This window comes from Haloarcula sp. CBA1129, from assembly GCF_008729015.1.
Classification (GTDB): domain Archaea; phylum Halobacteriota; class Halobacteria; order Halobacteriales; family Haloarculaceae; genus Haloarcula.
On record NZ_RKSM01000001.1, the window covers coordinates 1,032,573 to 1,049,760 of the forward strand.

Sequence of the window (17,188 nt, forward strand, 5' to 3'; positions counted from 1 at the left end):
ACGAGCATTTAGCATTTGGTACGTAATATGAATGTGATTTTACACTGGGCAACATATATATTACTAAAAATTAGTGGGTATAGTATGACTTTCCTGATGGTGGCCTCATGCAAGCGGTGATATTGGCTGCAGGAGAAGGGCGACGGCTCGGACCACTGACCGAAGGGCGACCGAAACCGATGGTTCCGGTCGGCAATCAGCCGATTCTCGAATCGGTCCTCGAAGCCGCAATCGAGGCCGGTGCGAACGAGATAGTCCTCGTCGTCGGCCACGCACGGGAGCGAATTCAGAGCCACTTCGGTGACGGCGACAAGTGGGGTGTGCCGATTCGATACGTCACACAAGAGCACCGAATCGGGGCGGCCCACGCGCTCTCGCTGGTCGAATCAGCAGTCGAGGGACCGTTCCTCGTGCTCCACGGCGACCAGTTGGTCGAAGCATCGTTGCTCGAACGACTCCTCGACCGATGGACGGCGACGGGAACCCCGACGATTGCGGCCGTCAAATCGGACCGGCCAACCGAATACGGTGCCATCGATGTCAACGGCGAAGCCGTACGGGGTGTCTCGCGGGTACCAACCGACGACCCGTCGTTTCTGGTCAACGGCGGCGCGTACGTCTTCGACGGCCGCGTCTTCGACGTGATTCGGGACGTGATCGAGACAGATGACGGCGACTTCGGTATCGCCACCGCACTCCAGCGGTTGGCCGATGACGACACGTTGTCTGCGGTACTCAATCGCGGGACATGGCAAGACCTCACGTATCCGTGGGATTTGTTGTCGACGAATGCGACTCTGCTAGGAAAGCATAGGGAGCCTGATGACCACGATGGCGTCCACGAGACAGCAGCCGTTTCGGATGCTGTCGCAATTGATACCGGCGTGTCCGTTGGACCGAATGCCACGCTATTGCCGGGCACGTCGCTGGGTCAGAACGTCTACATCGGCGCGAACGCGGTCCTTTCGAACTGTATCGTTATGGACGGCGGCCGAGTGGGCGACGGAGCGGTGCTCCATGACTGTATCATCGGGGAATCGGCCTCGATTGGGCCGAACGCTTCCGTCGAGGGAGGGCCGGCACAGGTCGTCGTTGACGACACCGTCCACCGGGACGTCGGCCTCGGTGGCGTCGTGGCCGATCGGGCGACGCTGCGCGGGAACGTCACAGTGACGCCGGGCACCGTTGTGGGCCGAGAGGTACTGGCGGATAGCGGCACCGTCCTGCAGGGGCAAATCGAATCGGGCGAGACGGTACGGAGGGGATAATCATGTGTGGAATTATTGGATACGTCGGCGCACAGCCGGCCCGGCCGCGGCTCGTGGCGGGGCTACAACAGTTGGAGTATCGCGGATACGACTCAGCGGGCATCGCGCTCGTCGACGACGGGCTCTCGGTGTTCAAGCAGAAAGGGCTCGTCGGTGACCTCGATTTGCCGGCCGACGCTCCACAGACATGTGGCATCGGCCACACCCGCTGGAGTACGCACGGGAAGCCGACAGACGCGAACGCACACCCCCACACCGACTGCGACGGTCGGGTGGCGGTCGTCCACAACGGCATCATCGCCAACTACGACGACCTGCGTGAGGAGTTGCCGGACCACGAGTTCCGTAGCGAGACGGATACCGAGGTCGTCGCCCACCTCCTCGAAGCCGAACTTGAGCAGACCGACGACCTGCTGGCAGCAGTCGAAACGGTCGTCGACCGCATCGAGGGGAGCTACGCGCTCGGCGTCGTCGCGGCCGGCTACGACGGAATCATCGCTGCGCGGCGGAACAGCCCGTTGGTCGTCGGCTACGGCGAGGACGGCAACTTCATCGCCAGCGACGTGACGCCGCTGCTCGCACACACCCGCTCGGTGTCGTATCTGGAAGACGGCGACGTGGCCCACGTGACTCGGGACAGCATCGCCATCCGTAACGACGGCGAGACAGTCGACCGGCCGGTCAACACTATCGAGTGGGACGCCGATGCGGCCGAGAAAGGTGGTTACGACCACTACATGCTAAAAGAGATACACGAACAGCCGACGGCTCTGCGGCAGGCCGTCGCGGGTCGTCTCGACCCCATCGAGGGGCGCGCCGAACTGGAAGATCTGGCGCTGTCATCGGCCTTCCTTCAGGACATCGATGAGATCCAGTTCGTCGCCTGTGGCACCTCCTATCACGCCTGTTTGTACGCCAAGGAACTGGTGGAGTCACTGGCGGATGTGCGCGCCACCGCCGAGTTCGCCAGCGAGTACAGCGTCGGCAGCGGCCGCGATCCCGAGCGGACGCTGGTGGTTGGCGTCAGTCAGAGCGGCGAGACAGCCGATACACTTCGGGCGTTACGGATGGCCGGACGGACGGGGATTCGGACCCTCGCCGTGACCAACAACGTTGGGAGCACTATGGCTCGCGAGTGTGACGATGCCGTGTACATCCGAGCGGGGCCGGAAATCGGCGTTGCCGCGACCAAGACCTTCGCCTCACAGGTCGTCATGCTCGCGCTGTTTGCCCTGACCGTCGCGGAAACGCGCGGCGAACTCGACGCGGCGACCGGACGACAGCTCGTCGGAGACCTCCAAGCTCTCCCCGGTGCAGTGCAGGGCGTCCTCGACGACGAGGACGCAGTCGCGGAGGTCGCCAACGCCTATGCCGACGGCGAGGCGTTCTTCTTCATCGGCCGGCAACTGGGCCATCCAGTCGCACTAGAGGGCGCGCTCAAACTCAAAGAGATATCCTACGACCACGCCGAAGGGTTTCCGGCGGGCGAACTCAAACACGGCCCCCTAGCGCTGGTCACGGAAGCGACGCCGGTACTCGCTCTGCTGACTGATGGCACCCGACCCGAGGAAACCCAAAACAACGTCAAGGAAGTCCAGTCCCGCGGTGCCCCGGTCATCGCCATCACGAACGAAACGAACCGAAGCGACCACGAAGTCAGTTTCGAGGTTCCCGACCTCGGCCTGTTGGAACCGCTCGTCGCCAACGTCTACCTCCAGATGTTCGCCTACCACGTCGCGAACAATAAAGAACGGGCTATCGACAGACCACGAAATCTGGCGAAGAGCGTCACAGTCGAATAGAAGCTGTTTCAGCGTCTTTCTCCCTTTTATCCGGGTGGTCCTGACAGTTCTTAAATTAGTTTCGTGCTGAGATTCGACAATCACAGTAGAAAAGGGTATATTTACTGGTAATGTAGTGTACTGAAATGGAGACAGACCCGCCACCAACTGACAACGACCGTGAGATATCTCGACGGACGATGCTCAAACTCACCGGCATCGCCTCCGGAGCGACTGCGATTGCCGGTTGTCTTGGCGGTTCGGGGCCCTCCGAGCAGCGACTCGGCTACGGTGGATACCCGTGGCGTCTCGACGGCGGAATTCCGGGGGCGTTGGGAGCATCGAACGCGCTCTCGCTCGTCGGCCCCACTGGTGGGCTGGTCGGCCACTGGCCCCTCGACGGAAACGGAGACACCGCTGTCGATGTGGCCGGTGGCAACGACGGAGCCGTTCGCGGAACCCCCGACCAAGGTGTGTCGGGTGTCTACGATTCGACAGCGTACGTGTTCGACAGTGGGGCTGACGACTACGTCGAGGTTATAGATGCAGGGGCACTGACCCCGACGGCCGCGCTCACTTTTGGCGGGTGGTACCAAACGACGAGCGATACGAACGAGCACACCGTGCTCCAGAAGGCCGACGCCCGCTACGGTGAGACGGGCTACGCTGTCGACGTGCAGACTCCGAACAGTCTGCGGGCACACGTCGGTGTCGAGAGCGGGCGGGCGAGCGTGAATCCTTGGGGCGTCTCGACCCACGACGGCGAGTGGCACCACGTGCTCTGTACGTGGGACGGGTCGCGGCTAGTGATGTATCTCGACGGCGAGGAAGTCGGCCGCGACACCACACAGTCGGGAGAGGTGGTCCACAGCGACCGACCGCTGTACATCGGCTACGGCGACAACGGTTACGACAGCTACTACGCGATGGATGGCGCTATCGACGACGTTCGTGTGTACGACCGGGCGCTCGGGAGCGACGAAGTGTCGGACCTCTACGAGGGCGTCGAGGAGGCGACGCCGACCCCGACGGAGACAGCAACACCGACGCCTACGTCCACACCGTCCTCGACGCCTACACCGACCCCGGTCCCGACCCCGACAGAGACCCCAAGTCCGACGCCCACACCGACGGCGACGGTAACACCCGCCCCGACGCCTACGCCCACCTCAACCCCGACTAAGACGGACCCATCGTCACAGCCAGCTCCTGTGGCTCGCTGGGCGTTCGCGGAGACGGGCGGGACGACCGTGGCCGACAGTGCCGGGGGCAACGACGGGTTCGTCCGCGGTTCGCCAACGTTGGACACGGCAGGGGTGTTCGGGACTTCGGGCATCGCCTGTAGTTCGAGCGCCGAGGACTACGTAGAAGTGCCCGACACGGGGACACTGACCCCATTGGCAGCGCTCTCGTTCGGTGGCTGGTACCGAACAGCGAGTGAGGCGAACGAGCAAACGGTGCTCCAGAAGGCCGACGCCCGCTACGGTGGGACGGGCTACGCTGTCGACGTGCAGACCCCGAACAGTCTGCGGGCACACGTCGGCGTCGAAAGCGGACAGGCAAGCGTGAACCCTTGGGGCGTCTCGACCCACGACGGCGAGTGGCACCACGTGCTCTGTACGTGGGACGGCGAGGCGTTCGTCATGTACCTCGACGGAGAGGCGGTCGACCGCGACACGACACAGTTCGGTGCTGTGGTTCCCAGCGACCGGTCGCTGTACATCGGCTACGGCGACAACGGCTACGCCAGCTACTACGCGATGGATGGCACTATCGACGACGTGCGCGTTTACGACGTGGCACTGACCGCCGACCAAGTGGTCGCGCTGGTCGAGGGCGTCACGACCGAGGAACCGACGCCCACACCAATAGAGACTGACACGGCGACTGCGACGCCGATTCCGAACGACGAGTTCGGTGAGAGTGGCTACGGCAGCCACGGCTACGGCGGCATGATGGACGGAAATTACCAATGACTGACAATCACCAATACGAAACCCCGACCGCGGGCACGCTGGACTGGGACGAACCGCTGAACCGCAACTTCGAACGCATCGACACGGACGTGGAACTCAGGGACACCGATGCCAATCGGTCGAACTACGTCGCCAAGGCCGGCGCGAAGTTCCTTGCGACCGACACCGGAAACGTCTATCTCGGTGACGGCGGGTCGTGGACCCAACTAGGAACCATTGGCTCGGGCGGTGGATCCTCGGGTGACGGGAGCGACGTAACCTCGCTCATCCTCGCCGGGTACGTCGTCGCGCTGGGCCGGAACAACTCCGCACCCCAGTCGGTGGACCCGGAGACCACGGCAACGCCGATTCAGGACGCGCTGGACATCGTCAACGCTGCCGGCGGCGGCGAGGTGCGCCTGCCGGCTGGCGTCGTCGAGGAGACGGGGCCGATTCGCCCCTACGAGGAGACCCAGATAACCGGGCTCGGCGTCGAACTGTCGAAGATAGCTATCACCGACCAGAACGCTGACGGCATCCTGTTCGACCGCGATTCGGGCGTGAGCCGGGTCAAGCTCGACGGGTTCGCGCTGAACGGCCCAGCCGGGAGCCAGCCGACGGGGGTGGCCATTCACCACACCAACCGGGACACGCAGGACCTCTTCGTGGGACGGCTCGTCCTGTGGGGCTGGAACAACTCCGTGTATCGCGTTGACGAGGGCGTCGGCCCGTTCCAGTGCCGCCACGAACAGCTCACCATCTATGAGTGTGACGCCGGCGATCAGGACGGTCTCTTCGAGTTCCGCTCGTACTACGGCCCGGCCAACTGGTTCGGGACCATTGCGGCCTACCCCAGTGCCACGGTCAGCGGACAGAACACGACCGTGTTCTTCTCACGTGGTGGTACCCAGACGGTCGATTATCTCACGATGGGTGGGTCCGCAGGTGTCGCCATCGACCAGACATGGGATAGCCTCATTGAGTTCGGAAACGTCCACTGGGAACCCACGTCGAACCCGACGAATCCGCCCACGATCATCCGGCTGCTGGGCCACGGCACCGCTGTCATCGACACGGTGAAACACGTCACCGGCGTCGCCGACTACGTCTACGAGCTGGGGTACGACAGCTACAGTGCTAACGCGCCGAACAGGAAGATACTCGGCCCCTACATCAAGCTGGGTTCCGAGGCGGGTATCACGACAAATCTGGTCAACCTCGCCTCTCCTGTCGACCCCGCTGCCCCGTCGCTGTACCAAGGGTCTCCCGATGACGTCGATGTCACTCACAGCGAGGGGGCGACCGGCGGATTCCGGGCGCTTGGCACAGCCGGCACCGGTTTCTGAGCCCGACGAGCCTATGAGATTAAGTACCGCTATCGCCACTAACCCATATTCCAATGGCCGAGAAGACGGGAGATGACGAGTTGCTCGCACACTCGCGCTACCGACCCGAGCCGCTGGCGAGTAGAATCCGACACAGGCTTGCCAAGTCGACGCTACTGGAACGGATGGCTTGGCATACCGGTGAAGCGCTGCATATGCGACAGTCGAACGCCGTTTCGTTCCCCTCGGCGGCCGATGTCGCCGGGCTGTACGACGGCGATACCGTTCCCGAGTACCCCTCGACAGCGGAGCGGCCGCCGTCCCGGTTCGTCCCGTCGGACCACATCAATCCGGTGTTGACAGCGGCCGACGTAACAGACTTCGGACGGACCGACTGCGTCGCCGACCCGTTTCTGTTCGTTACCGAGGCCGGCGACTGGCACATGTTCTTCGAGGTGTACACCCACAACCGCGACCCAACCGCCGCTATCGCTCATGCTGAGAGCGACGACGGCTACGAGTGGGTGTACGACCGGGTCGTCTTGGAGACGGACGAACACCTCTCTTACCCCTACGTGTTCAGTTGGCAGGGCGACCACTACATGGTGCCCGACCGCTGGGCCAAGGAGGTCGGCCCGGCCCCAGTGACGCTGTACCGGGCCGCGAAGTTCCCCCACGAATGGACTCCGGTGGCCGACTTGGTGCAGCCGGCGACGCCGCTGCACGATTTCAGCCCCATCCGCTGGAACGGCCGCTGGTGGGGGCTCCTCGGCGACGGTACCGATCTCTATGCCTACCACAGCGACACGCTCGAATCGCCAGACTGGACGCCCCACGAAGGGAACCCCGTCGTCCGGAATCGGCCCCAAGCGGCCCGTCCGGGCGGTCGGCCCATCGTCTTCGACGACCACGTTCTGGCGTTCTATCAGGACTGTGAACGGCGCTACGGGAAGCGGGTTCGGGCCTTCGAGATAACCGAACTCTCGCCCACGACCTACACTGACACTGAACGGCCCCATTCGCCGGCGCTAGAGCCGCCCGGCGGGCTGGGGTGGAACTCCGGCGCGATGCACCAAGTCGACCCTTGGTACGACGGCGACGGCTGGCACTGTGCGGTCGATGGAACCCTTGGACTGGGACATCAGGTACTCGGCGAGCACCACTGGGCCATCGGTATCTACCGGGCCTAAGGAAGTTCCTGTGGCACGGGTTCGGGCGCTGTCAGCCCTTCTAGGAAGCCGATGCCGTAGTACGTGTACTGTGCGGCGAGCATGACCGGCATGAGCAGGGCTAGCGGACTGCGCCGGTCGCGGAACACCTGCAGCGTCGCGTAGCCGCTGACGAGCAGATACGCAAACAGGAGTAGGGGAACGTATCGAGCCCGTCGGTTCGATAGGTCCGCGAGCGCCGCTATCGCCCCGCCCCCGAGCGCCAGCGAGGGCAACGCCGAGTACCACCGGATGACTGTTCCGTGACGGCGTTGGATGCGGGCCATCGCGTAGCCGTACGATCGTGCCTTCTTGCAAAACGCGTCAAAGTCGGGCGAAAGGTGGTGTGAAACGGCGATGGCGGGGTCGAAGACGAACCGGTAGCCGGCCTCGCTCAGGCGGAAGTGGAACTCAGCGTCCTCACCAACGTTGATGTCGCCGTCGAAGCGGTGCTCGTCGAAGATTGCGGTGTCGTAGAGCACGTTACAGCAAGCGACCGAGCGGACCTCTCGGACCCGATCGATGGCGTGGGATTGCGGGGAACCACCGGAACCGAACACCGTCCCTTGGAGGCTCCCGACCAGTTTTGCGAAGGGCGGATCGTCGGGAAACGGCCGGTTCGGGCCGCCGACGCCAGCGACATGTTCGTCGGCATCGGCTATACGGTCGACGTGCGAACGGAGCCACGTCGCGGGGACGGCACAGTCCGAGTCGGTAAATGCGACGTAGTCGCCATCGGCATGGTCGATGCCGCGGTTGCGACAGGCCCCGATGGTACCGCCCGCGACGACGTGGAAGGCGGCCCCGTACTCGTCTGCGAGGGCTTCGGTGTCGTCGGTGCTGCCGCCGTCGACGACGCGGATCTCGTAGCGGTCCGACGGGTAGGTCTGCTCGGCGAGCGAGGACAACGTCTCTCCCACCGTCGCCGCAGAATTGTACGTGACGACGACGACCGTGACGAACGGGTCGCCGTCGGGTGACTGATCCGACACGGACACTTAGTCGGTGTGTCGGTGAATAACCCTGTCGATGGGCCGGTCCGCTGTGCGGAAGTCTCGGTAGGACAAGCATACCGTCGCTTTGCGGGATTGTCCGGCAGCGATAGATATTATTATCAGTCCCGGAAGCCTGTACTGGGTGTGTCCGATGACGCCCTAGGCCCAGCCCCGACATCGCTCCGTGGGCGGGTCTGGTCCGTGCTGGCTCGACTGAACGATACTGTCGATATCTCGGCATTGGCTCCGACGGCTGCCAACGCGGTACTGATGTACCACTCCGTTGGATCAGGAACGGGTAATGCCGACGAGCGAACGCTGTCAGTTCCGGCGTTCCGCGCCCAGATGCGTGAGCTGACAGACCAGTTCGACGTCGTTGACCTGCCGGCCGTACTCGAACGCGGGGACCGCCGGCGCGTCGCGGTAACCTTCGACGACGGGTTCGAGAACGTCTACACGAACGCGCTCCCGGTCTTACGTGAGTTCGACGTGCCGGCGACGTGCTTTCTCATCACCGACCGAATCGGCGGGTCGACAGCCGACGGGGAGGCGTACATGTCGGCATCACAGGTCCGGGAGCTGATAGCGAGTGACCTCGTGACGATCGGCACCCACACGCATTCACACCCGTGGCTGAGCGGTGTTACCGACGAGGCGACGCTGCGAGCCGAAATCGAGGGGGCCAAGACCGAACTTGAAGCGCAGTTCGACGTCGACATCGACCGGTTCTGTTATCCATACTCAGACGTCACACCCGAGGCGCTCGCGCTCGTCCGGGAGACACACAGCTACGCGACGGCAACCAATGGGTTAGTGCCCGAGTCAGCGGATCCGCACCTGATACCGCGAATCGACGGCTCGGAACCGCTATCGGTCGTTCGGTGGAATTTAACTGGTATCGCCGACTGGCTCCGCCGACGCGTCGTCGGGGCGTCACCACCAATTGATGACCGGTAAGTCCTCACACAGGGCCGTGTCTCGCAGTGGCACAGCGAGTCCAGCACGGGACCACCGGGACGGGAGTTGTGGAGGCCACACGAGCGCGACGATGCTACTCTGTGCAATCACCGTTGTCTCGGCACCGCCCGGAAAGCATAACCCCGGCGTTGCTGTATGGTAGGACGAACTTACTCCACCGTTGCGTGGCGCACCCTCTCATGTCAGACGAAGATACCCCTCGACCAACCCCGCCCGGCGAGTCGTACAGCGTGCTCGGCTGTGCGACCGAACACCCGAATCACATTTTCCCGGTCCGGACCCCATTCAATCAGCGCTCCTTCGACGCGCTCAACGCCACCGGGGTCGACCTCGACGTGGTCTCACCGACGCCATACGCCCCGCCGGTCGGCCCCCACTCGGAATACCGTCACATCCCGAAAACCGAGCGATGGGGGTCGTATCTGGTCCACTATCCCAGATTCTTCTACGCAATTCCGAAGCGCTATTTCTATCACGTCTCCGGGAACTCGCTGCAAAAGCGAGCGACCGACTACGTCGAGCGGACCTTCGAGACGCCCCACGATGTCGTTCAGGCCTGTGGCTTCTATCTCGACGGCTACGGGATGCTCAAGTACTGCAAGCGCCACGACGTGCCGCTGGTCGCACTCTCACACGCCGGCGACCTGAAGAACTTCGAGCGGTTCAACGACACCGTTCAGTCACACATCCGCGAGACCATCGACTACGCCTCGGCCGTGTTGACCGTCAGCGACGAACTCTCCGACGTGGCCCGGCAGTTCGCCCCCGACAACAAGGTGACGACCCTGCCAATCGGGGAGGACCCCGACAAGTATCCGACGGACCGACGCGAGAAGATTCGCCGTGAGCTGGGTATCGACCCCGACACCAAACTCGTGCTGTACGTCGGCCGCTTCGAGAAGGAGAAAGGCGTCAAGGAACTGGCGGCCGCACTCGACGAGCTGGACCGCGACGACGTCTCCGTCGCCGCTGTGGGCCACGGCGGGACCCTGCGCTGGTGGTTCCTGAACCGACTGGGCGAACTGCGCCACCCCGCCCACGCTTACTGGGAACTGGACCCAATCGCTGTCCGGCGGCTCCACGTCGCGGCGGACCTGCTCGTGTTACCGAGCCATTTCGAGGCGCGACCGACGGTCATCTACGAGGCGATGGCCGCCGGGACACCGGTTCTTGCCTCGAACGTCGGCGGAATTCCAGAGATGGTCGTCGACGGCGAGACAGGCATGTTGATTCCGCCCCACGACGCCGAACGGCTGGCCGAGGCGCTCGACTTCCTGCTTGACGACCCCGAGCGACTGCGCGAGATGGGGGCGGCCGGCCTCCAACGACTGTTGGACAACGAGTGGACGTGGGCCCGCCACGGCGAGCGATTACACGAGATTCACCGGAGTGTCATCCATGGCTGACCCACGTGTCAGCGTCGTGGTTCCGGCCTACGAACGGGCTGACGTGGTGGGCCGAGCCATCGATAGTGCGCTCGCCCAGACCGTCGACGACATCGAAGTGGTCGTCGTCGACGACGGGGGGAACGACGACACCGACGCGATAGTCGAGGGGTACGACGATGAACGGGTGCGGTATCTCGCCCACGAGACGAACAGGGGTGTGAGCGCCGCCCGTAACACCGGTGTCGAAGCCGCGACGGGCGAGTACGTCGCTTTCCTCGATTCGGACGACGAGTGGCTCCCCCGGAAACTGGAACGGCAGCTCTCGACGCTGGACGGGCGGGGCGAGGAGTGGGTGGGCGCGTACTGCGACGTGGCGACGGCGGGACTCTCGTCTGCCGCCCGCCTCGCAACCGTCGTCTCCGAGAAACTGTTTCGCTCGCGGGCCCCCCGTGAGGGCGGCCGAGAGTTGGCCGAGGCGCTGCTCTCGATGCAGGTGTTCATGGGACCGGGGTCGACGCTGCTGGTCGAACGCGCCGTCCTGGCGGAGACCGGCGGCTTCGATGAAGGGCTGTCGATCTACGAGGACTGGGACCTCGTACTCAGAGTGCTGGCGGTCGGGAAACTGGCCTACGTGGACGAGGCGCTGGCACTGACGCACTTCACCGGTGACGCTCCGGCCGAAGCGTACGTCGCAAACGACCGTCGCTATCTCGAACGGAACGCCGCGCTCGTGGCCGACCTCGAATCGCGTGGGATTCCGGTCGAGCGGGTCCACCGGATGGGGCTCGTGGGCCATTTCCTCGCGGAGGGACGCTTCGATGCGGCCCGCGAGTACCTCGATGTAGCTACCGTTGCCCGACCGAAGAACCTCGCCAGGCTGGCGTTTTGGTCGTTGCTCGGCCTGCGAGTGCTGGCCGGTGGGAAACAATGAGCGATCCCTACGACGTGTTAGCCTGCTCTATCCACCACCAGAGCCACCCTCTCCAGGTCCGATCGCCGTTCAATCACCGCTCGTTCGACGCCATCAACCGCACGCACGCCGATCTCGACGTGGTGGTGCCGACGCCCTACGCCCCGCCGGTCGGCCCTCACTCGGAATACGCCAAAGTGCCCAAGACGGAGCGGTGGGGCACTTACGTGGCCCATTACCCGCGCTTTCTATACGCGATTCCGAAACGATACTTCTACCATGTTTCGGGTGACTCCCTCCAGAAACGGATTCCCCGGTACGTCGAGCGGACCTTCGAGACGCCCCACGACGTCGTCCACACCTCCGATATCTACCTCGACGGCTACGGCCTGTTGCCCTACTGTCGTGAGCACGACGTGCCGCTGGTGGTCAACAGCCACGCCGTCGATCTTCACAACTTCGACTCGTTCAACGACAGCACACAGCAACGCATCCGCGAGACTATCGACTACGCCGCCCGCATCCTCACCGTCAGCGACGAACTGGCCGGCGTCGCCCGCCGCTTTGCCCCCGCCGGGAAGGTGCAGACGGTCCCAATCGGTGCTGACCCCGAGATGTTCCCGACCGACCGGCGCGAGAAGATCCGCCGGGAACTGGGCATCGGCCCCGAGACGAAAGTGCTGCTCTACGTCGGGGCTTACACCGAACAGAAGGGGGTGAAAGAGCTGGTCGCGGCGGTCGATGCCCTCGACCGGGAAGACGTGATGCTCGTCACCGTGGGCCACGAGGGCGATCTGCGCTGGTGGTTGCTTGACCAGTTGGGCAAACTCTCACATCCAGCCAAGTCGCTGTGGCGACTCGACCCCCTCGCCCTGCGGCGGTGGCAGGTCGCCGCCGACGCCGTGGTTCACCCCAGTTGGACGGAGGGGCGGCCGACCGTCGTCTACGAAGCGATGGCCGCCGGGACGCCCGTGGTTGCTTCACGGGTCGGCGGCATCCCCGAGATGGTCGTCGACGGTGAGACTGGTGTGCTGGTCCCGCCGAAAGACCCGGTAACGCTGACCGCAGCGCTCGATTCGTTACTTGATGACCCCGAGCGCCTGCGGGCGATGGGAACGGCTGGCCACCAACGCTTGCTTGACCAGCAGTGGACGTGGGGCCACCACGCCGACCGCGTGACTGAGATTCACGAGGCGGTGATGGCACAGTGGTGACCGTCTCCGTCGTCATCCCCTACAGCCCCAAGTACACGCCCGAATCGATGCTCGAAGAGGCTAAACGGAGCGTCGCCGCCCAGTCCGTTGACACCGAAATCGTCGTCGTCGACGATGTGGACACGGGACCGGCCGACGCCCGGAACGCCGGACTTGAGCGGGCCGACACCCGCTACGTCGCCTTTCTGGACGCCGACGACCTCTGGGCACCCGACAAGCTCGACCGCCAACTCGACCGGATGGCCGAGACGGACGCGGGGCTGTGCGTGGAGGGGCCCGAGACGACGCTCGACGATTTCGTCTACGAGGTGTTCGTTGGTGACCTATCTGAGGTGACCTCGGCGATCCTCGTCGACACCGAGCGGGTGAACACGCGCTTCGAGACAGGCCTCGACAGGGGCGAAGACCTACTGTACGTGCTAGAGGCGGCCACCGAGGGCGGCGTCTGTGCGTGCCCGGACCTGTTCGAGCGCCGCCGTCACGAGGGGAGCATGATGTCCACCGGGATGGCCGTTGACGAGTACCGCGACCATGCCAAGCGCTTCGGCTATCTGGTCAGTCAGCGGGTGCCCGAGGCCCAACCGTACCTTCCCATCTACTACACGCAACTGTACACCGACCTCGGGGTGGCCTGCCACGAGGCTGGGGAGTACGACCGCGCAGTGACGTATCTCGGGCGTGCGGCCCGCATCTCGCCGCATCCGTTCACGCTCGCGTATCTCGCACGGAGCCTGTGTTACCGGGCGGTGCCGTTCTCGCCGTAGAAGCGGCGGAACCCGTCCGAACTCCGGTATACACGCACGTCGTCGGCCGTGTACACCTTGTCGTGGGTCGCGTCTGCGACGGTGAAACGGCTGTTGGAGACACTGAAGGTGTTCAGGTCTCCGCTGCGAATCCCGCGGCCGACCGCGACGAGGTGGGTCGTCCAGCGGTCGCGGGCGACCAGATACGTCGCGCCGGTTCGGAGCCCGGTTGGTCTGGCCCGGAGCGGCCGCGTAGCGTTGAATTGACTTGTCTCGAAGGCTCGGTTTGTCACCCGGTCGGTGGCGGTCGGCCCCGAACCGTGCCGCTGGAGGAACGACGCTGTCATTCCGACCGCCCGAAACTGGGTGTCGCTCATCGACACCTGCTCGCGGGGCTCCTCGATGTAGGTTTCAGAGAGGTCATCGGATGTGAGCACTGTGAACGCCGTCGCCCCGCCCAATGTCGCCACGAGGACGACCGCGACAGCGGTGTACCGACGGTCGACGGCGAGCGTGCGCTTGAACCCGACGGCGAGTGGGAAGATCGCCAGCAGCGTCACGACGAACTGCAGGCGCTCTATCTGTGGAATCGGAATCGGTAGCGGGAGCAACAGCGCCGACAGACCCAATCCAGTCAGGGCGAGAGTGAAGCCCCGTTTGTAGGCCCGAAGGTTATCCAGCAGTTCGTAGCCCGCGAGCAGCAACAGCGCACCTAGGCCCGACGCATAGATGCCGGTCGGCGTCAGCAGCCACGCGACGGCCCGGTCGACGCTGTCGGCGGGCAGCGTCGTCCCGTAGGTGTACAGGTTGGAACTCGGCACCGTCACCACGTCGAACAGCACGCCGGCGGTGAGTTGGACGATGCCGACGGTGATGAGACTCGGGGAGTACGACCAGTACACCAGCATGAACACCCCCCCGAGGACGCCGGGAAACAGCCAGCGGTACCGGAACCACCGGCGACCCTCGCCCGTTGACCCGTCGAACAGGTACGGCCGGACCAGCGCCACGGGGACGGCGGCCGCCGCGACGACGGCAAAGAGGATGTACGTGAGGTGGTGGGTGACAACCATCGTGGCGAGGAGTGCGACAACGAACACGGATAGACGACGGAAGGTCCGCTCGTCGGCGGCGTAGCGAAGGCGGCTGTTAAGATACAGCGCCCCCAGAATGAGGATGCTCGCCAGCGCCTGCGGATAGAAATACAGCGCGTGATAGGAGAAAAACTCCAGAACGGTGACCGACAGTGCCGCCAACAGTCCCATCCGTTGTGAGTCGAACACCGACCAGCCCAACAGATACGCTATCGGGACGACGAAGGTGATGAGAACAGTGCCGGTCAGAACCAAGGCGTCGTAGGCTGGGAGACCGGTGGCGTGCCTGACTGCGCCGATGAAGAAGTGAAAGACGGGGTAGAGGTCGTAGCCGTGGCCGATGGCCGTCGTGTATCGGGTCCGAAGCAGCGTGTCGACGGCGGCGACGTGGGCGAAGGTATCGGTACCGCCAAAGTAGAAACCGGTCGTGACGTATTTCCCGAGGCGACCGGCCAGAAAGAGCGCACAGAGCTGTGTCACCACCGCCGGGACGGACGGCTCACCACGGAGTTGCAGCGCCACGGCCGCGAGACCCACCGGCAGGACGAGAGCGAACGGTAGCAGCCGTGACCCCGACATCGCCGCGGCGACCACTGCGACGGCGGCCAGCGCAACGACCACCTTCGCGGTGTGGTCCGGCGGCACCCGCCGCTCCAATTCGGGGCGCTCGCCCTGCGAGGCGACGAACACCACGAAGGCGACGATAGCCCCTACGAGGGTGAATCCGGCACGCAACAGCGTCGGCCGCGGGAGGAGGCCGAGGATGTCGACGGCCAACAGGCCGGTGGCCGCGAGAAGGCAAACGGCCGCTGGAATGGCGACCGGGCGCCGGAATCGTGCGAGTGAAACCACTGTTGGCATTGCTTTCGCGGGTATGGACAAAAGTGTTGCAATCGGCGGGTAAACTTAATCTACTGGCACCTAAGTGAACGGCATGTATAACCGACGAACGATGTTGCGGACGGGCGGCGTGGCGCTAGCCGGCCTCGTCGCCGGGTGCGGCGGGTCGTCCGACGGCGGGACGCGGACAGGCACGCCCTCGAAGCACCACGTAGATATGACCGACGGACTCAACTTCGAGCCCCAGGAACTGACGGTGAGTGCCGGCGGCACCGTCGTCTGGGAGACGACGGGGAGTGTCGCCCACAGCGTCACCGCTTACAAGGACGACCTGCCCGACGGGGCGGCATACTTCGCTTCGGGTGACTTCGGGGGCGAGAGCGCCGCACGCGAGTCGTACCCCGCTGAGGGGAGTGTCGGGCCGGGAGAGACGTTCAGCCACACGTTCGAGACAGTCGGGGAACACCCCTACTTCTGTATCCCGCACGAGTCGGGGATGCGGGGAACCGTCATCGTCGAGTGAGGCAGCGGGACCGCGTCAGCCGAGATACGTCTCCAACCCCTCGGTGAGCGACACGTTCGGGTCGTAGCCCAATCGCTCGCGGGCCTTCGAGATGTCTGCGAGGCTGTCGCGGATGTCGCCCGGCCGCGGGTCGGTGGTGGTCACCTCGGCCGTCGGGTCGACGGTGTCCCGAATCGTCTCCGCGACGCCGCGTATCGTCGTCCCGGTTCCGGTGCCGACGTTAAATGCCTCCCCGGTGGCGTCGGTGGTCGCCGCCAACAGGTTCGCTTGGACCACGTCCGCGATGTTGACGAAGTCGCGTGTCTGGCTGCCGTCGCCGTGGACCGTCAGCGGGCCGCCGGCGCGAGCCTGTTGGGCGAAGGCGGTGATGGCTCCGGCGTAGTCGCCACCCGATTGGCGGGGACCGTAGACGTTGAAGTAGCGCAACGAAACCGTCTGTAGGTCGTAGAGGTCGGCGTACAGCCGGCAGTAGTGGTCCCCAGAAAGCTTTTCGAGACCGTAGGGCGAGGCGGGCTGTTTGGGGGCCGTCTCGGTGACTGGGAGCGATTCGGGCGCGCCGTAGATGGCCGCGCTCGATGCGAAGACAACGCGTGCGTCCTCTCGGCGTGCAGCCTCTAGGACGTTCAGCATCCCATCAACATTGACGGCGTGGCTCGCCGTCGGGTTCTCGACTGACTGGGCAACACTGACGATAGCGGCCTCGTGAAAGACGATATCCACGCCATCGACGGCGTTAGCCACCGTCGCCTCGTCGCGCACGTCACCCTCGATGACCGTCGCGCCGTCGGGACAGTTCGTCCGGTTACCGCTGCTGAAGTCGTCGAGAATCAGGACGTCGTTGTCCGGACACAGCGTCTCCGCGATGTGGCTCCCGATGAAGCCCGCGCCGCCGGTCACGAGCACCCGCTGGTCGGCAATCGTCGGTGTCATGATGCTCTCTTGCGCGGAGAGAATAAATACGAGCGG

At 64.4% G+C, this 17,188-nt stretch carries 14 protein-coding genes; 11 read left to right on the plus strand and 3 right to left on the minus strand.

The features are described from left to right. Positions 1-107: 107 nt before the first annotated feature. The 5 genes from Har1129_RS05170 (at position 108) to Har1129_RS05190 (ending at position 7,519) form a co-directional block, all read left to right on the plus strand. Positions 108-1,268, plus strand: a complete 1,161-nt coding sequence (locus tag Har1129_RS05170; protein WP_151099705.1) for a sugar phosphate nucleotidyltransferase — start codon at positions 108-110, stop codon at positions 1,266-1,268. A gap of 2 nt (positions 1,269-1,270) precedes the next feature. Then, positions 1,271-3,070 carry a glutamine--fructose-6-phosphate transaminase (isomerizing) gene (gene glmS / locus Har1129_RS05175; protein WP_151099706.1) on the plus strand — a complete coding sequence of 600 codons (1,800 nt, stop codon included), beginning with the start codon at positions 1,271-1,273 and terminating at the stop codon, positions 3,068-3,070. Positions 3,071-3,195: 125 nt separating this feature from the next. Continuing rightward, positions 3,196-5,025, plus strand: a complete 1,830-nt coding sequence (locus Har1129_RS05180; RefSeq protein WP_151099707.1) for a LamG domain-containing protein — start codon at positions 3,196-3,198, stop codon at positions 5,023-5,025. Next, positions 5,022-6,350 carry a hypothetical protein gene (locus Har1129_RS05185; RefSeq protein ID WP_151099708.1) on the plus strand — a complete coding sequence of 443 codons (1,329 nt, stop codon included), beginning with the start codon at positions 5,022-5,024 and terminating at the stop codon, positions 6,348-6,350. The genes Har1129_RS05180 and Har1129_RS05185 overlap by 4 nt, the downstream gene beginning before the upstream one ends. A 53-nt stretch (positions 6,351-6,403) precedes the next feature. Further along, a complete protein-coding gene (locus Har1129_RS05190; RefSeq protein WP_225307754.1) occupies positions 6,404-7,519 on the plus strand; it encodes a hypothetical protein in 1,116 nt (371 codons plus the stop codon). Here Har1129_RS05190 and Har1129_RS05195 read toward each other — a convergent pair. Next, positions 7,516-8,529 carry a glycosyltransferase gene (locus tag Har1129_RS05195; protein WP_151099709.1) on the minus strand — a complete coding sequence of 338 codons (1,014 nt, stop codon included), beginning with the start codon at positions 8,527-8,529 and terminating at the stop codon, positions 7,516-7,518. The two genes, Har1129_RS05190 and Har1129_RS05195, sit on opposite strands and share 4 nt — an antisense overlap. A gap of 147 nt (positions 8,530-8,676) precedes the next feature. On the opposite strand from Har1129_RS05195, the gene Har1129_RS05200 reads away from it, so the two are divergent. The 5 genes from Har1129_RS05200 to Har1129_RS05220 all read left to right on the plus strand — a co-directional run bounded on the left by Har1129_RS05200 (position 8,677) and on the right by Har1129_RS05220 (position 13,786). Beyond that, positions 8,677-9,489: a polysaccharide deacetylase family protein gene (locus Har1129_RS05200; protein ID WP_151099710.1), complete on the plus strand. Its 813-nt coding sequence runs from the start codon at positions 8,677-8,679 to the stop codon at positions 9,487-9,489. A gap of 200 nt (positions 9,490-9,689) precedes the next feature. Continuing rightward, positions 9,690-10,916 (plus strand): glycosyltransferase family 4 protein, encoded by a 1,227-nt coding sequence (locus Har1129_RS05205; RefSeq protein WP_191906227.1) that lies wholly within the window; start codon positions 9,690-9,692, stop codon positions 10,914-10,916. Next, a complete protein-coding gene (locus tag Har1129_RS05210) occupies positions 10,909-11,829 on the plus strand; it encodes a glycosyltransferase (RefSeq protein ID WP_151099711.1) in 921 nt (306 codons plus the stop codon). Before Har1129_RS05205 ends, Har1129_RS05210 begins: the two co-directional genes overlap by 8 nt. Then, the gene (locus tag Har1129_RS05215; protein ID WP_151099712.1) at positions 11,826-13,022 is read left to right on the plus strand and encodes a glycosyltransferase family 4 protein; all 1,197 of its coding nucleotides are present in this window, start codon (positions 11,826-11,828) and stop codon (positions 13,020-13,022) included. Before Har1129_RS05210 ends, Har1129_RS05215 begins: the two co-directional genes overlap by 4 nt. Then, the gene (locus Har1129_RS05220) at positions 13,019-13,786 is read left to right on the plus strand and encodes a glycosyltransferase family 2 protein (protein WP_225307755.1); all 768 of its coding nucleotides are present in this window, start codon (positions 13,019-13,021) and stop codon (positions 13,784-13,786) included. Before Har1129_RS05215 ends, Har1129_RS05220 begins: the two co-directional genes overlap by 4 nt. Here the strand turns inward: Har1129_RS05220 and Har1129_RS05225 are convergent. Next, a complete protein-coding gene (locus Har1129_RS05225) occupies positions 13,759-15,711 on the minus strand; it encodes a hypothetical protein (RefSeq protein WP_225307756.1) in 1,953 nt (650 codons plus the stop codon). The genes Har1129_RS05220 and Har1129_RS05225 overlap by 28 nt on opposite strands. Positions 15,712-15,793: 82 nt before the next feature. Between Har1129_RS05225 and Har1129_RS05230 the strand changes: the two genes are divergently transcribed. Beyond that, positions 15,794-16,222 (plus strand): plastocyanin/azurin family copper-binding protein, encoded by a 429-nt coding sequence (locus Har1129_RS05230; RefSeq protein WP_151099714.1) that lies wholly within the window; start codon positions 15,794-15,796, stop codon positions 16,220-16,222. Between the two features lie 15 nt (positions 16,223-16,237). Here the strand turns inward: Har1129_RS05230 and Har1129_RS05235 are convergent, their stop codons facing one another. Continuing rightward, entirely contained in the window at positions 16,238-17,152 is a 915-nt protein-coding gene (locus Har1129_RS05235) for an NAD-dependent epimerase/dehydratase family protein (protein ID WP_151099715.1), read from the minus strand. Positions 17,153-17,188: the final 36 nt, after the last annotated feature.

What these genes read in the sequence shown, in the direction of transcription:
- Har1129_RS05170 (WP_151099705.1), top strand. Translation starts at nt 108, where the DNA reads ATGCAAGCGGTGATATTGGCTGCAGGAGAAGGGCGACGGCTCGGACCA.
- glmS (WP_151099706.1), top strand. Translation starts at nt 1,271, where the DNA reads ATGTGTGGAATTATTGGATACGTCGGCGCACAGCCGGCCCGGCCGCGG.
- Har1129_RS05180 (WP_151099707.1), top strand. Translation starts at nt 3,196, where the DNA reads ATGGAGACAGACCCGCCACCAACTGACAACGACCGTGAGATATCTCGA.
- Har1129_RS05185 (WP_151099708.1), top strand. Translation starts at nt 5,022, where the DNA reads ATGACTGACAATCACCAATACGAAACCCCGACCGCGGGCACGCTGGAC.
- Har1129_RS05190 (WP_225307754.1), top strand. Translation starts at nt 6,404, where the DNA reads ATGGCCGAGAAGACGGGAGATGACGAGTTGCTCGCACACTCGCGCTAC.
- Har1129_RS05205 (WP_191906227.1), top strand. Translation starts at nt 9,690, where the DNA reads ATGTCAGACGAAGATACCCCTCGACCAACCCCGCCCGGCGAGTCGTAC.
- Har1129_RS05210 (WP_151099711.1), top strand. Translation starts at nt 10,909, where the DNA reads ATGGCTGACCCACGTGTCAGCGTCGTGGTTCCGGCCTACGAACGGGCT.
- Har1129_RS05215 (WP_151099712.1), top strand. Translation starts at nt 11,826, where the DNA reads ATGAGCGATCCCTACGACGTGTTAGCCTGCTCTATCCACCACCAGAGC.
- Har1129_RS05230 (WP_151099714.1), top strand. Translation starts at nt 15,794, where the DNA reads ATGTATAACCGACGAACGATGTTGCGGACGGGCGGCGTGGCGCTAGCC.
- Har1129_RS05235 (WP_151099715.1), bottom strand. Translation starts at nt 17,152, where the DNA reads ATGACACCGACGATTGCCGACCAGCGGGTGCTCGTGACCGGCGGCGCG.